The following is a 15,567-nucleotide window of genomic DNA, read 5'->3' on the forward strand; positions in this document are numbered from 1 at the left end:
GATGCTCCGATGGAATGGATTCGGTAGCACTCTGAGGAGCTTGAACACCTTGAGATATCTGAACACCCTGAGATGCCTGAACACTCTGCGATGCCTGAGCCTGTCTGAGTGTCGCGCGTGACCTATGTCCGTGTGTCACTGCGCGAATGACAACGCCTTGTTGTGGAGAAAACAGCCACGCGCACAGAAAAACTGCCGTCAACACCAGCACGATGGTGCCGCCTGTCGGAAAATCCCATGACCACGAAACGTACAGGCCGGTCAGTGCCGAACATGCGCCAATCACCGGAGCCACGACCATCATGATGCCCAGACGGTCAGTCAGCAGGCGTGCGGTTGCCGCCGGTGTCACCAGCAGAGCGAGCACGAGGATATTACCGATGGTTTGCACGCTTATCACGACCGCAAGCGTGACCAGCACGTAGAGAGCCAGATCGAGCCAGAATACCGCGAGTCCTTGTGCCCGTGCGGATTCACGATCCAAGGAGACGGTCACCAATTCCTTGTGAAGAAGGAATATGACCAGCAACACCACGAGCGAAGTACCCGCCACAATGTACAGATCCGACTCGGGAATTCCTGTTATCGAGCCGAAGAGGAACTGCTGCAAAGACCCTGCATATCCGGGCGATTGGGAGATAATGACAATGCCAAGCGCGAAGGCGGCGACGAACAGGATGCCGATGATGGAATCTTCTTTCAATCGTCGGTTCTGCGAAAACACGGCGACAAGAATCGCCGTAAGCACTCCGGCGACCGTTCCACCGAGCACGAGGTTGCCGGAAATCACAAATGCGACAGCCAAACCGGGGAATACGGCATGTGCCACGGCATCACCGATGAACGCCATGCCGCGCAGCACAACGTAGCAGCCCACTACCCCGCACACCATGGAAGACATCACCGCAACCGCTAATGCCTTGGGTAGGAACGCGAGATTTGGGTTGAACAAATCCATAAAGAAATCAACGGGACTCATGCGACCGCCTTCACCATGCGCAGCAATGCGGAGTCGCGCCCCACACCGAAGGTCGTCGTCCACGCATCAGGGTTCGATACCAATGCGGATGGGGTTCCGGCTGCGATAATCGTCGAATTCAGCAATGCCAGACGGTCAGCGCCTCCTATCGCACCAACAAGGTCATGCGTGGTCATCAACACGGCATGGCCTTCATGCGCGATATCGCGAAACAGACCGGCAAGCAGCTCTTGGGTCGGCATATCAAGTCCCGTATAAGGTTCATCCAGCAGCAGCACCGAAGGTTGCAGGGCGAGGGCGCGTGCCACCAGCACCCGCTGGCGTTGCCCGCCGGAAAGCTGACCTACCGGCCTGTCTGCAAGCGCCGTCATGCGCACACGATCAAGGGCATCAGCGACAGCTTCCCAAACGGCCGCATCAGGACGTTTGAACAACCCCAATTTTCCACACAGTCCTGTCGCCACCACGTTGGCAACGGAAATCGGAAAATCCCAGGCGAACTCGTGGCGTTGGGGAACATAGCCGATGGCGGCACGCCCAGGCTTGGCACTTCTCCCATCGACGAGCACCCGCCCGAACGCGGCACGCTGCAAACCGAGAACGGTACGCAACAATGTGGTTTTGCCCGCACCATTCGGTCCTATCAGCGCGAGCAGCTCACCCCGCTCAACGCTAAGGTTGACAGATTGCAGCACGCATCTGCCACCAAGTTCAACCGTCACATCGTCAAGACGCAGCGCGGCATGTGCATTGGCATGTGTTTTATTGTGTGCGGCAGGAAGCGATGCGGCCTGCGCTGTGGGGAATGCTGTATCCGTTGCTGCACTCATATGCCACCACCAACGCTTTGGTCGCCACCTGTTTCCGCCTCACTCTCGGCTTTGCGCCTTCGATCGTCGAGAATACGGCGTTTGGCCTTGTTTCCGCGCACTATCACCACGGTGAAACCTGCAACCAAGGCAATGAATACCACGATGATGGCTCCAATAAGCACGGCAACCAGCGCAGTGTTTGCAGGGGCACTGCCCTCCTGCCCGCTTTGTCCCGTAGCAGCCGAGCCACCGCTTTTGGTCTTGTCAGCACTGCCGTCAGCGCTCTCGTTGCCGCTAGCACCGCCACTGGCATCTGAGGAACCGGCATGGTCGGATTTTGCGGCGCTACTCCCCTGCCACTGTTGGGCGAATGCCTGATCTGCCGTGGTTGCCGTGCCCACTGCGAAGCGAATGTGCTGAGTGTCCGTCACATGGCTGCCGTCACGCAGCTCAGCTTCGGCGGTAAGTTCAACGAGATACACGCCGGGTTGCGTGAACACCCAGTTCGCGTGCGTATGCGTGTTGACATCCACCCAGATGGGCTGGGATTCGCTCTTGCGTGAATCCCACAACACTTGCGGCTCGCCAAAGGAGCCCGACTGCAGATAGGTCGTCATGATGCCCGGCCCCTGCACCCCCGTCAGCGACAGAGTGATGCCGCGTTCGATGGTGTTCATCACCTCGGGGTCTTGCGTATTCCACCCTATCCACACCACTTCGGGATTCTGCGTCTGCGGCACCACGTACACGTCACTGCCAGCCGCAGCACCCACAAACGAATAGGCAGGGTCTTCAGGAACGGCGAGTTTCGCCGCGTCGAGCACATGGAACACCGTTTCGTCGGGATAGCGCCACACGCTGGTGGCATTCGCGTCAGCCTTGGCCACATCATCGTGAATGAGGAAACGCCAAACCCCCTGGTCATATTTCGGTCCCATATCAATATGCCCGGTGACCAGTTCACGCTGACCGTGGACGATGGCAAGCTCGCCTATCGTCTGGTTCAGATTCGGGTCTTCACCATCCTCGGCGTATGCCAAAGCCGGTATGCCAAGAGCTGCAAGGCTGGTGAGAGTGGCCAGCAGCGCTGCAATACGACGTCGAAATGGATGCAGGTTCATCATGAAGTTTTCCTATCTGTCGAATCGGTGAGGCATTCATTGAGGCTGTCGGCGTTGAATCGCAGCATCTGCTCGTAGCTGTTGACCTCATTGGAGAAGGTGTCGCCATATATCGGGCACACGCGAATGCCTTCATCATTGGCAACCTGTTGCAAGGTTGATGATCTGCTGGCAAGGTTCGGTTCAAGAAACACAGCGGGCACTTGCAGGGAGCGGATGGTTTCGACCAGTTTGCGCCGGTCCGCCAGCGAAGGCTCCGTAGCAGGGTTGGGAGTGACGAATCCGGCAACGGAAAGACCATATGCATGGGCAAGATATCCGAAAGCATCATGAGTGGTCACCAGATACCGTCCCTGCTGAGGAATCTTGGCGAGTGCCGCCGACATGTAGTCATCCGTCGCTTCCAAGGTTTTCAGATACGCTTCGGCATGTGCCACGTATTGAGCGGTATGAGCTGGGTCAGCGCCGATAAGCGTGTCTCGTATGAGCTGCACATAGGCCATGCCGTTGCGAGCGTTCTGCCACAAATGCGGGTCAATCTCGCCATGTACATGCTTGCCGAGTACGGCTTGCGCGAGCTGATACACATGCTGTCCAGGACGGCCAAGGAAGGCGTATTGAGATCCTTTGGGAATTTCCGCCAACGCTTTGGCTGGCACATCCACAACGACCTGACTTGCCGGATATGCTTGCTGGGAGTGTTCGCCTCCGCCACCCGGATCGTAGCGAACTTCCAAGGCTGCCGAGTCAAGGTTCGCGGTCAAATCGGCATGCCCTTTGTCGAGTATCACCGGGTTCTTGATTCCAGTCTGCTTGGCAGCCTGAGTGGGGTTCACCCCCACGGCGAAGGTGTATGTTGCATGCCCCAAAGCCACGGGTTTGGCGGTATCGCTCACTTTGAGCTTGGCTTGCAGGTCGATGGTGTACACGCCTGGCTTGGTGAAGGCCCACGATAGATGCGTATGCGCGTCCGCAGGCAGCGACATGGTGTCGTCGCGATACCCCTGTGCCGCGTCAAAACCGTCGGAGGAGTCAAAATAGCGTTCCGTATTGCCAAAGGAACCCGTCAAATATGCGAATATATCGCCCGGGCCAGTGGCGTTCGTGGCAGAGAGCAGCACTTCGGAGGTGCGGGTTGCACCGTAGCGTTCCCCGCTGCCATGCGCCCGCAATCCAAGCCACACGGTGTCAAGGTTGACGTTCTCCACTAAGGGAATGATCTCGGCAGCGTATTTCACCGCTTCCTCAGCCAGAGACACGTTGATGGCATCTGAACGCAGGTTAGCATCAAGGGTTTTAATCACCGACTGTTCTTCCAACATTGCATAATTGGAAAATGCGACATCGGCATAGACGACATTTCGGGCGTCTCGCAATGTTGGCTCATAGGAATGTGGATCGCTGTTATCAGGTATGAGGGATACGGCATCTACATAATCACCGCCGACGTGTTCGACCATGTCCCGCAAAATCCCCGTCGTGGTGACCACCCGTAACCGTTCGCTATGCGCGGGCAAGGCTGGTCTGGCGGCGCACCCTGATACCAGCAGCACGCCACACAGCACACCCACCGTTGTCATCCACCGTGCGGCATATCGCACAGCAGCACAACGCGCAGCACAACGCACGACTGACCGCATCGCACACCGGACGACCGACCGCACGTCAACTGTTATGGCCGTGTTCGCCATGCCAATGACCCGTTGCGCTTACCCATCCACCACAGCACGCCCGCACCCGCAGCACCGCTGAGCAGCAGTAGCCCGAGTATCGTCAGCAGCAGTGGCACAGGATTGCCTTCTGTCAGTGCAGCCAAAGGACCGGCACCTTTTGCCCGAGGACCTTGTGCTGCATCAACGCGCTCGTCGGCCTGCTCGGTGTCATCGGCTTCGCCAGCAAGTGCGGAAGCCTGATCTGCCGCCTTTAATGCCGCTTCTTCTGCGAGTTTCTTGGCCCTTGCAGTACCGGCATCATCGGCGGTGAACACGAGTCGAGCTTGCGATGCTGTGTTGCAATCCGTCGTGGAGCTCATGGCCGATGCGGGGTCAACCGCACCCACCACAATCGTGAGGGTTTCAGTATCCGAAGATGTCTGACCGTTAGCAAGCGTGGCGGTCTGCGTCATCGAAATCCGGTATATGCCTTCCCTGCTGAACGCCCAGTTCGCATGTGCGTGAACGCCAAGAGGAATCCTGTAGCTGCCTGCGCCGTTGAATACCATCTGCTGCACTCCGCCGAACGCGCCAGCCAAATACACCTTCATTGACCCTGGACCATTCACCGAGTTGATGGTCCACGTAACCGGCCCGCGAGCGTTACCAGCATTCAGCGATTCCGTATTCCATCCCAGCCAAATAAGATTCGCTTGCTGCGTCTGCGGAATCTGCCACACACGCGAACCTGCCGCACCAATCTGCCCATAACCATTCGGCAATGTCACGACACTGGAGGGCTTCAGCCACAGAATCGTCCCCGCTGGCTCACGGTAAACCTTGGTTCCTGATGTGTCATCACCAATCAACGATTGCAAACTGCCATTGACGATGCGTGACGAGTAATCCACATGCCCAGAAGACAGCACCGTTGCGCCAACCACACACTGGCGTGCCGCCAACGTTGTGACAGGAGGAGTATTGTCACCAGACGTTAGCTGATCCTTCGGAGCATTCGGCACCGATGGAGGCGTAACGACCTTGACCTCACTCCACCCGATCAGGCTGCCGCCCTCGGATCTCACTTCAATGCGGTGCTCTCCCACAGGAGTATCTTTTGGCACTCGGAAACTCGCCACATGCTGAGCATCAACCGTCTGCTTGCCGAGGTTTGTAGGCGTTGAGTGCAGCCATCCGGTAACATCTTTGCCCGCATATCCTTGCGGCAACTGCACACGAAGTAGCTGGCCGGGATAGAATCCCTGCGCGCCATCAAGCACACGCAGACCGCCTCTATTGGCATCCGTCAACTCCTCGGTTGGCGTGGTATCCCCATCCGGTGCAGGCTGTTCATCCTGTCCGGTGAAGCAGTTGGCCGGGTCGGCTTGCATCACGTCGGCATGACCCACGGCCACGGCCAACACAAACGGGCTGGTAACCCGAGCACCGGAAGCCAGGGTCGTGGCACGTTCAAACGCCAAGCAATACGAACCCTCAGCACTAAACGCCCACGAACCATGAGCATGCGTGTTCTTAGGAATCGTGAACCTATCAGCATCAGACACGCCATCACGCGTATTAAACAGCACCTCAGGCTGACCAAATATGCCAAGCTGGTACAGCGCGAACTCGCCCGGACCAGACACGTTTGTCAAACGCCAATCCACGCCATTCGTCGCGTTCAAGGTAATCGACTCAGTTGACCAACCCGGCCACAACAACCCGGCCTGCTGGGTCTGCGTGACCTGATAGAACTGCGAACCCGCATTACCAAGGAACGACCACTGGCTACCAGACGGCACCTGAGCCTGAGCGCCAGGCAACAACTGCAACACCGTCTTCGTAGGATCACGCCATGTCTCAGAACCGCTGGTGGTGTCCTTCACCTGAGTCACCAGACGATTACCATCAAGCAGCGAAGCAATGTCAACATGCCCATCATTCAACACCGTCGCACCAGCAGCATTCACCGTCCCGTTAGCAACATTCCACACAGGCTGCGGCACAGGAACACCGGAATCATCGTCACCGCCAGAGCCATCACCCGCATCACCCGGCTCGTCGGTGTCACCAGGGTCGCTCGGGTCACCAGTATCTGAACCGGAACCATTGTTGTCGTCATCACCACCATCCGAACCGGAATCATCGCCAGTGTCAGAGCCATCGCCACCATCAGAGCCATCACCTGGATTATCGGTATCACCGTCACCACCCGTATCGCCTGGGTCACTAGGTTCGTCGGTGTCACCCGTATCACCTGGATCACCAGTCTCCGAACCGGAACCGTTGCCGTCATCGCCACCATTGTCACCGGTATCACTACCATCACCGGTATCACTACCATCGCCGGGCGTATCGGTGTCCTTGAAGCAGGTAGCAGGGTCGATGCTCGTCACATCGGTCTCGCCAACAGCAAGGGCAAGGGTGAACTTGTTGGACGCAGATTTGCCCGAAGCGAGTGTCGTGGCACGAGTGAACGCTAGGCAATACACTCCCTCCTCAGTGAATGCCCATGAGCCGTGCGCGTGCGTCATCTTCGGGATTTCAAATGAGTCCGCTGAGGTGATTCCGTCGCGAGTGTTGAAACGCACATCCACACCGCCCAACACTGTCGCGCTGGATGTGTAGAGAGCGAATTCACCGGGCCCGGAAGCGTTGTCTAGACTCCACGTCACACCGCTTTGAATGGCCGACTCCGCGATCTCATCGGTAGACCAGCCCGGCCACAGCAACCCATCGTACTGGACTTCACTCACTTGCCAGATCGAACTGCCAGGCTCGCCCAGGAAGGAATACGCTTCATCTTCAGGCAGCACCGTCTTGGAGTCAGGGAGTAGCTGTAATACGGTTTCGTTCGTGTCACGGTATATTGCAGTGGACGAAGCGGTGGTGTCCTTGACCTTAGTAGTGAAGACTCCATCATCTATCCGGGAGGTGATGTCAACGTGACCATCGTTGAGGACTGTTGCCCCCGCTTGGTTGACCGTGCCGTTGCTTACATCCCATGCGGGCTTCGTCTCCTCACCGTCACCGCCATCTCCAGGGGTCGGGTCAGGCGTGCTACCTGCGTCCCCATCCGCGCACGTCTGCGTCAAAGTCGTCTCGTCATGCTCGTAGCCAGGCCCGTCAACAACAACCGTGAGAGTCTTCGACGTTGTTAACGTTTCGTTCAAGCCGTTGTCGATTGCCCACGTCATTGCAATGCAGTACTTGCCAGGAGTCGTCACCTTCCAGGTTGTTTGCCCTTGCGTTTGGGATTGCGCCTGGATGGCGGTCTTGCTGACGCCGGCTTCAGTGTTAAAGAGGTCCTTCGATCGATGCGTCGTAACCAGTTCACCAGGTCCGCTTACTGAGTCTATCGTCCATGAAATGCCTTTGGGCGCTTCCTGGCGTGTAACGCCAGTGGCATCCCAGTCCAGACTGGGTGGATAGGTTCGCGATATCTTGCCCAGTCCCGATACTGCGAAGGCACCCCTGAATCCCGTATCTGGAAGGGTTCTGTGGAAAATCACTGAGTCGACATCATGTCTCAGTCCAAGGGTGGTACGATATGCGTCATCCTCTCGAAGAGCTGTAACAGGTTTCCCGTCCTCGATACGTGTTTCGAATGTCCACCAGCCACCATCAGCGACACGCGGCTGAGATTCGGCCGAAGGGGCAGCCGGCTTCGGACTGTACGTCGGGTACTCCATGGTGCGGCTGCACGGCACCACTGTCGAGGGGTCAATGTCACTGCCGACGACATGCGTCAACAATCCGCTAGCCGACTGGTTCGTCCCGTCAGGAACCATTGCATCAACGGTAAAAGCCAGGCAATACACCCCAGGCGCAGTGAACCACCAGTCGTAGTGGGCGTGCGTGTTCAGCCGTTCCAGTATCGCAGAAGGGAGCCCAGTCCTCGTACTGTGATTTACGCCTGTTCCTGTCTTCGCTGAATAGTTCCCAGATTGTATGACATCTCCTGGCGCCGTCTGCCCAGTTGCGCCAGTGACAGCATCAAGGCGGATGCTGAGGAGTGCATCGGAACCGAGATAATCAAGCGTTGGCGATTGCGTGCTTAACCCAACCCAGGGAAGCCCAGAAATCTGGCTCACAGGGCTGCGCCAGACCGTCGCACCCGGTTCCGCCACGAAACTGTAGTCCGCAGTGTCGGTGTACGTGGAAGGCAAGGTCATCTTGCTGGCGTCATCGCTATAGAGGATGAAGTCATCCCAATCCATCCAGTCGTATTGCGGGCTGCTATGATGCGCGCGAAGCGCGAGGGTGTGCGTACCTTCATCGTCCGTGTCAATCTGCGGAGCAATGGCATCTATGTGCCCATCCCGTATGACGGTCACCTCGTCCTTAGGGTCTTCAGTGTCCTCAGTCTCGCCTGGAACTTCAGGATCTTCGGGTGCGGCAGCATCGTCAGGGGTGGTTCCGCAGGCCGCTGTGGCCGGAGTGCCGTCCCCAACGGCAATCCTGATCACCCCGGTCGCCGATAGGGGCGTCTGGTCCGCGGCAGTAGCCTCAGTCCTTACGGTGAGGCAGTACATTCCCTTCGCCGTAAACCGAGCCTGCATGATGTTCGAAGAGCGGGCAGACACTTGTGCAGGGCCTACACCCTGCGCCGAACCATCCGACTGAAGCCCGGTGCCGAACCGGAACGTCTCATCCGGTAAATCAGGCACAGGGTCCCCGTCGGCCCGCGCAGCGGGTATCCGATGCATCGAGACGTATCCTGGACTCTCACTGTCGACGATGCTTACACGTACGTTCTTGTCAGATGCAGACAGCTCAGTCAGCTTCGATGAGATGCCCGCTCGCGTAGCCACATTGAGGAGTATTGGCTTTGCTACACCTGACCGATCAGCGTACGCAGTTGTTTCCCACACCGTTGCTCCAGCACTGCCCAGCCAAGAGTAGTCTTCACCCTCCGGAATTGTGCTCTGCTGACTTGACGGTACACGCAGCACGTCATCACCGGTTTTCGAAAAAACCGACACACTTGGACTCAATCCAACCGACCAGATGCCAGCTGCGTCGAACCCCGTTTGGATAATCGCATTAGTCAGTTCAGTAGCTGAGCTCGGCGCAGGGATATCCCCATCGGCTTGAGATAACGCATGCGCTGGAACAGCCAGCAAGAGCGCGCCGATCATGGCAGAGACAACGGCAACGGCAACGGCAAGCGTCCGTAACAGCTTCATATGAGCAACTTTCTATGGTTGGAACAACATTGAGACAGATCAAAGACAACAACTTTCAGGGCGGGGCCAAGAGAGCCCCACCCCGATAGCGTATAAATGTGCTAGTTTTCGACGATAAACAGGACGTTGAGAATCTAGCGGAGATAGACCACAATCAGATCGCCCGATGGCCATGGCAGCATACATTGCTCGCATGGATATCGCGAAAATCGTCCGGTCAGAGAACGATGCCGAGCATCTGATTGGAATAGCCATAGCGCACCCGGACGCAACCGATATGTTGCTGCCGCACCGCAGTCTTGGTGCATGGGCCGAAGTGTTGAACGCAGCTTGGCGCTGACGAGTATTCGCCCGCATCGTTCTCCTCGCTTCTACGGCATTCCTCACATCCGAATGCCAGCTCACCACTTCTCTTGTTTTCTAGAAGTCGATAACCTTCTCTATTTGATAACAGTTATCATAACCATTTTCATACACAATAACCACACTTCACCACACTGTCAAATTTTGCATTTCCCTGCCGGCCCCTCTACCAAGCACCCCACCACCCGCTGCACCAAGCCCACAATGTCGAAAATTGTTTACCAAAAATTGCTGACGGAAATTGCCCCGCTGAGGTCCGAAAATTCCGATTGTCAGCACTCACGAAAATGAGCAATCAGACCTAGCGGTATAACTAATCGCCCTAGGGTATTGCCCAGACCGAAACTCTTTGCTGACTTTCGGATGGAATAGAATAATTAGAGTGGCTTTTATAGTGTAAAGGAGGCCGTCATGAAGTATGTAACGGGATTGCATGCGTTGAATTTGGGAGATCGCACGGTTACGCCCGGCGACTGGCATTTCAGCGCGTTGGATTGGCGACATCCATTCACATTGGAGGCTGATTCGTCTCCCTTTGCTTCTTGGCGCATCGGTTTACAGGATGTGCCAGGCATGGGAATCGTACCCACAGCCGACCATATTCGCGCATGCGTGGACTTGATTGAGCAAGGCCATTACGGTGAGGCGCAGGGAATGCGTGAGGACTATATCGACGACGACTCGTTTTCGCCAGAGATTATGCGTATGATCTGGAAGTTGCGTAATCGTGACGAGTGGCCTTTAATCGACCAGTTCATGGGACGCGAGTATCAGTGTCAGTGGCTGGACTTCAAACAGTCCCAGAATACGAACACAACACAGGCCATGACACAACTCCGCGTTCTTTCCCCTCTTCCCCATCGCAAGTGACACCGCCCCAGGCGTAACCCGTACCCATGCTGTGTTGGCTTTGTATGGCATACGATTGGGTTATCTGACATGGTAGGAGGCTGCGATGGTCATCGAGCAGAGGCAACTGCTGTGCCGCGACCGTTCTGTGCTTGCTTTCAGCATTGATACGGATTCGGGTCGCGCTGTAGGCAATGGCAGGGTTCTTGATTCCGCACGCCTGCCTTTAGAATTCATCTCACACGGAAAATTGTCCGTATTCGCTTCTGCTATAGACGCTTGGTGGTTTGCACGCGCAATACCTGGAACAAGAGATCATATTCGCGCAAGTCTTGAGTCGATTGGCTTGCATTCGGCGCAAGAACTATTGAATCGCTCATTCGGCCTCAGCCTCTCGGACCAGTTCTGGGTGCGCCCATCAGACAGCAATGTCCGTTGGCAGGATGTGAACTTTTTTACCAACCCTTTTGACGAGGACTTGGGCAAAGCACTCTTCTCCCCATACTCTTCCTCAGCTCACTTGAATTTCAATTCTCCTGACGCAACCAGTGGCGGCGATTTGCCGAAACGCTGGGCCATCGACCCATCAAGCAACACCCGAGTGCTCATTAAGGGTGGCAGATACAATCAGGAACCCTTGAATGAGCATATTGCTTCAGACCTGTGTGCCAGATTGGGCGTGGATCATGTGCAATACCGCCTTGCCGAATCCGACAATCGACTCGTCAGCGTGTGCGATGAAATGTTGTCTGACAATGAAGAACTGCTGTCCGCAGGGCAGGTAATCAATGCCTTCAAAGCTGATAATCAACTCAGCCGCAAGAGCCAATGGATTGCCTCCGCCGCTGCTTTAGGCGCAGCCGAGGAAGAGCTTGCGAAAGCGACTGACGATTTCATTCTTGTCGATTACCTTATGCGCAACACGGATCGGCACTACGGCAATTTCGGCCTTATCCGCAATGTCGAATCGCTACAGCTTCGCCCAGCACCGATATATGACACTGGCGCGTCCTTGTGGGCCGGGCAATTGCAGATGGATAATCGCGATTACATATCCCTGCCGTTTTTCGCATCCCAAGGCAAACCGACTGCAAGACGCCAGTTGCGTCTGCTGTCCAAAGACTCATGGAAAGGCATTGACATGAGCCTGCTGGCGGATTGGCCATCGTATGTGGCACAGGAACTCTCCCGTTACGATCAACTCTCACCCAGCAGAATCGCTACCATCGAACATGCGGTAGCCGGACGAGTGGAACACATCAGATATGAGCGCAACACCGCACTCAGTTCGTAACACCGCGCTCAGTTCGTAACACTTAGCCCCGCAGACCGGAGCTTTCAGCCTTCAGCCCGCAGCCATTCGCCCGCAACACGGGAATCATACGCTAAGCACACTGGGCTGATATGCATGATGCGCTGACATATATCCATACATATCAGCGCATCATGCAACAGAACTCATAAACTTGAGTTCTCACAACTCACATAGCTCACACTATTGAGTTGAAAAGCTGTCCGACCTTGACGGCAACCCATCCAATCCACGAGCTTGCGGCACCCGTCATGCTGCCGATTCCAGAGAAATCAGCAGGCAGCTTGATGTTTGCCATAGTTGCGGACTGCGTGAAGAATGGCGAGATATCTGAACCGACGTAGAGAATCACGATGATGCTCAGCGTACCGACAATCAGCATCTTGAACATGTTCTGCCGCACGAACGGCGTGACCAGAGCAAGGATGAATGTCAGCGAAGCCAAATCTGCGAAAGGCAGCATGGAGTTGCCCGGCAGAATCAGTGCGAGCACGATAGCGATCGGGATAAGCAGCAGGCCGGTTGCCAACACGGAAGGATTGCCAATAAGCAACGCAGTATCCATACCAATGTAGAACTCGCGATCCGGGAACCACACCTTCAACTGCTTTTCAGCAGCATCGCGGACGGTTATCAGTCCTTCGATCAGCACGTCGATCATCTTAGGCAGCAACACCATAGCCGCAGCCACGTTGACGGACAGGCTCAGCACCTTGTCGGGGCTGTATCCTGCGAGTATGCCGATAACCAAGCCAAGTATGAATCCAAGGACAACGGGTTCGCCAAAGGCTCCGAAGCGCTTCTGAATCTTCTCGGCGTTGAATTCGACCTTGCGCAATCCTGGGATTCTATCAACCACCCAGTTGACCATGATGGCTATAGGAGTCCATGCCAGTCCTGCAACATGGGGGAATGAGATGCCCTTGAGATTGTATTGCTTCTGAATGTAAGGCGCTGCCAGATCAGCGACTTTGAGCACCACCGCAAAAATAATCCAGCTGAACGCCACTGCAAACCAGAAGTTCTTTGTTACCGCATAGACCAAAGCGCCAACCTGAAGGAAATTCCAGTAGTTGAAAATCCACATCCACGGTCTTCGTGAACTTCAGAAACAGCATCAAAGCATTGATGGCGATGAAACCAATGACGGTGACAGCCATGATAGGAGTTCCCCAGCCGATGGTCGATGCCGTTGGCCAGCCGACATCCACGACATTCAAATGCATGCCCAGACGATTAACCATGGCCTTCGATGCTGGCCCAAGATTGGTAAGCAGCAGATTGATGACCATGCTCACGCCGACAAATCCCACGCCGACCGTCATGCCAGCCTTGAAGGATTTACCTATGCCCAGCTTGAAAATAAGTCCAACGACGAAGAATATTATCGGCATCATCACAGCAGCCCCAAGGCTGACAATGGTGTTGATGAAATTCATGATTCCCCCACTTTTCCCCCAATGACCAACCTTGGTCACTGATTATTGGCACCCAACCATTAATCACAATGCACATTATTCGGTGATAATCCGGGTCATAGGCATCCCAACAATGCCCATAACCCGAATCGTGAGCTGCACAGCCCCATAAACCCTGTGCCTATCACCACAACTTGCTCGTCAACTATTCAGTTATGTTCCTGCACTTCAGTCTAGTGCAGCTCTTTGCGACACGTTACGCCGCTACTGGCTGCTTCGCATGCGTTGATGGATGTCCCTTTGATTCCACTTTCGCGCAGCGATCCAAGCCACGCCATGTGGAAGCGGCAGCGTACCGTTCACGCAATTCGTCCAGATGACGTCCTGTTCTGGGCGAAGCCACGACCTCAGCCTGCGGCTTCCAAGCATCGCGAACCTCGGTGACCTTAGCGCCCGAGAGCACTGCGGCAGCTTGAATGCTCGCTCCGCGGCAGGCCGCTTCCGTGATGCCCGTATCGACAACCTCGCGTCCGGCAAGATCCGCAATGGTTCCTGCAAGCGCAATCGAATTTGAGCCACCACCGGCAAGGCGGATGGAACCCTCTGATGGAACTCCTGCATCAACCAAAGCCCTACGGCCATCGTCCAAGCCCAACGCGATGCCTTCAATAAATGCCAAAGCCAGTGATTCTCTGGTATCAGATGAGGTGAGTCCTGCGATCGTTCCTGTTGCCTTAGGAAGATTCGGGGTACGTTCGCCATCGAGATACGGCACGAAAACAGGTCGGTCGGCTCTGCTGTGAGCAGCCATGGCCAAACCGTTAAGCTCATTGAAGTTAACGCCGAGCCAGCTGCGTGCAGTATCCAGCGCCTTGGCGCAATTCAGTACGCAGACCAGTGGAAGCCAGCCGCCTGTGGCATCTGCCACACCATTGACATAGCCCTTCGGGTCATAAACAGGATGGTCGGATGGTGTAAACACCACGCCTGAAGTTCCGAGTGAGAGCACAAGCTCGCCCTGTCCAACTCCAAGACCCAGGGCTGTACTGTGCGAATCGCCGCAGCCCGGACCAACTGGAATGCCTTTTGGCAGTCCCAGAGCCCATGCAGCTTCGTCGGTGAGTCCGCCTGCGCGCTCATTCGGTGCCAAGACATCTGGCAGGACGAGCTGATCGCCGGTCGGTCCATTGCCATTGACTGCAAGGGTAATCAAGTCACGCAGGTATTCGTTGTGCTCGGAATTGAAGTAACCGGTGCCGGATGCCTCAGAACGGTCAGTCACATATCTGCCGCACAAACGGAAGGTCAGATAATCGTGAGGCAGCATGATTGCGTCAGCCTGAGCCCACAATTCCGGCTCATTGTCGGCAACATAGGCAACCTTGGAGAGGGTGAAAGCTGCAGTGGGCAGTGAACCCACCTTGTTGATCCACTCTTCCTTGCCGATGGTATCTTGCAACCAGTCGCAGTATGGTGCCGTGGTGGTGTCGTTCCACAGCTTGACCTGGCGAATGACCTCTTTGTTCTTGTTGAGAATAACCAAGCCGTGGCACTGCGCGTCAACTGAAACAGCGGCGACATCGGTTGGCTTTCTTCCGATAGGCAGTTCAGCGATGGCATTCTTCGTTGCCTTCACCAGCGCTTCCCACCATGAGTTTGCATTCTGCTCGCTGACTGGTGGAGTTGCCGGTGGATGTGGTGCTCTGCCTGAACTAATCAGAGTGCCTTCATCGGCATCTCTGAATTCTACCTTGCATGATTGCGTTGAGGAATCTACCCCCATGACCATTCTTGACATCGCTGTCACTGATCCTTTCCACCCTAAGTCAAGTGAACATCATTGCGTGGAGTTCCCTTTTACATCACACATTG

The 15,567-nt window shown here is 55.7% G+C and carries 10 protein-coding genes and 1 pseudogene; 3 read left to right on the forward strand and 8 right to left on the reverse strand.

What is annotated here, in order from left to right:
* Positions 1 to 136: 136 nt before the first annotated feature.
* The 5 genes and pseudogenes from QN215_RS09760 to QN215_RS09780 all read right to left on the reverse strand — a co-directional run.
* Positions 137 to 979, reverse strand: a pseudogene (locus QN215_RS09760) (anchored repeat-type ABC transporter permease subunit); the annotation flags it as partial.
* On the reverse strand, positions 976 to 1,809 hold the full coding sequence (locus tag QN215_RS09765) for an anchored repeat-type ABC transporter ATP-binding subunit (protein WP_369344094.1): 834 nt from the start codon (positions 1,807 to 1,809) through the stop codon (positions 976 to 978). The pseudogene QN215_RS09760 and the gene QN215_RS09765, both read right to left, overlap by 4 nt.
* The gene (locus QN215_RS09770; protein WP_369344095.1) at positions 1,806 to 2,915 is read right to left on the reverse strand and encodes a choice-of-anchor M domain-containing protein; all 1,110 of its coding nucleotides are present in this window, start codon (positions 2,913 to 2,915) and stop codon (positions 1,806 to 1,808) included. Before QN215_RS09770 ends, QN215_RS09765 begins: the two co-directional genes overlap by 4 nt.
* Positions 2,912 to 4,492 (reverse strand): anchored repeat ABC transporter, substrate-binding protein, encoded by a 1,581-nt coding sequence (locus QN215_RS09775; RefSeq protein WP_369344096.1) that lies wholly within the window; start codon positions 4,490 to 4,492, stop codon positions 2,912 to 2,914. The genes QN215_RS09770 and QN215_RS09775 overlap by 4 nt, the downstream gene beginning before the upstream one ends.
* 92 nt (positions 4,493 to 4,584) lie before the next feature.
* Positions 4,585 to 9,753: a TIGR03773 family transporter-associated surface protein gene (locus QN215_RS09780; RefSeq protein WP_369344097.1), complete on the reverse strand. Its 5,169-nt coding sequence runs from the start codon at positions 9,751 to 9,753 to the stop codon at positions 4,585 to 4,587.
* A gap of 172 nt (positions 9,754 to 9,925) precedes the next feature.
* On the opposite strand from QN215_RS09780, the gene QN215_RS09785 reads away from it, so the two are divergent.
* The 3 genes from QN215_RS09785 to QN215_RS09795 all read left to right on the forward strand — a co-directional run bounded on the left by QN215_RS09785 (position 9,926) and on the right by QN215_RS09795 (position 12,259).
* Positions 9,926 to 10,093 (forward strand): hypothetical protein, encoded by a 168-nt coding sequence (locus QN215_RS09785; RefSeq protein ID WP_369344098.1) that lies wholly within the window; start codon positions 9,926 to 9,928, stop codon positions 10,091 to 10,093.
* Between the two features lie 434 nt (positions 10,094 to 10,527).
* The gene (locus QN215_RS09790) at positions 10,528 to 10,986 is read left to right on the forward strand and encodes a hypothetical protein (protein ID WP_369344099.1); all 459 of its coding nucleotides are present in this window, start codon (positions 10,528 to 10,530) and stop codon (positions 10,984 to 10,986) included.
* A gap of 85 nt (positions 10,987 to 11,071) precedes the next feature.
* A complete protein-coding gene (locus tag QN215_RS09795) occupies positions 11,072 to 12,259 on the forward strand; it encodes a HipA domain-containing protein (RefSeq protein WP_369344100.1) in 1,188 nt (395 codons plus the stop codon).
* 196 nt (positions 12,260 to 12,455) lie between these two features.
* Here the strand turns inward: QN215_RS09795 and QN215_RS09800 are convergent, their stop codons facing one another.
* From QN215_RS09800 to xylB, 3 genes are all read right to left on the reverse strand, one after another.
* Entirely contained in the window at positions 12,456 to 13,322 is an 867-nt protein-coding gene (locus QN215_RS09800; RefSeq protein ID WP_369345134.1) for a PTS transporter subunit IIC, read from the reverse strand.
* Entirely contained in the window at positions 13,240 to 13,716 is a 477-nt protein-coding gene (locus tag QN215_RS09805) for a PTS transporter subunit IIC (RefSeq protein ID WP_369344101.1), read from the reverse strand. The genes QN215_RS09800 and QN215_RS09805 overlap by 83 nt, the downstream gene beginning before the upstream one ends.
* 235 nt (positions 13,717 to 13,951) lie before the next feature.
* Complete coding sequence (gene xylB, locus QN215_RS09810; RefSeq protein ID WP_369344102.1) at positions 13,952 to 15,484, reverse strand: xylulokinase; 1,533 nt, start codon at positions 15,482 to 15,484, stop codon at positions 13,952 to 13,954.
* Positions 15,485 to 15,567: the final 83 nt, after the last annotated feature.

The sequence above is a fragment of the Bifidobacterium sp. WK041_4_12 genome (assembly GCF_041080795.1).
GTDB classification, from domain to species: domain Bacteria; phylum Actinomycetota; class Actinomycetes; order Actinomycetales; family Bifidobacteriaceae; genus Bombiscardovia; species Bombiscardovia aquikefiricola.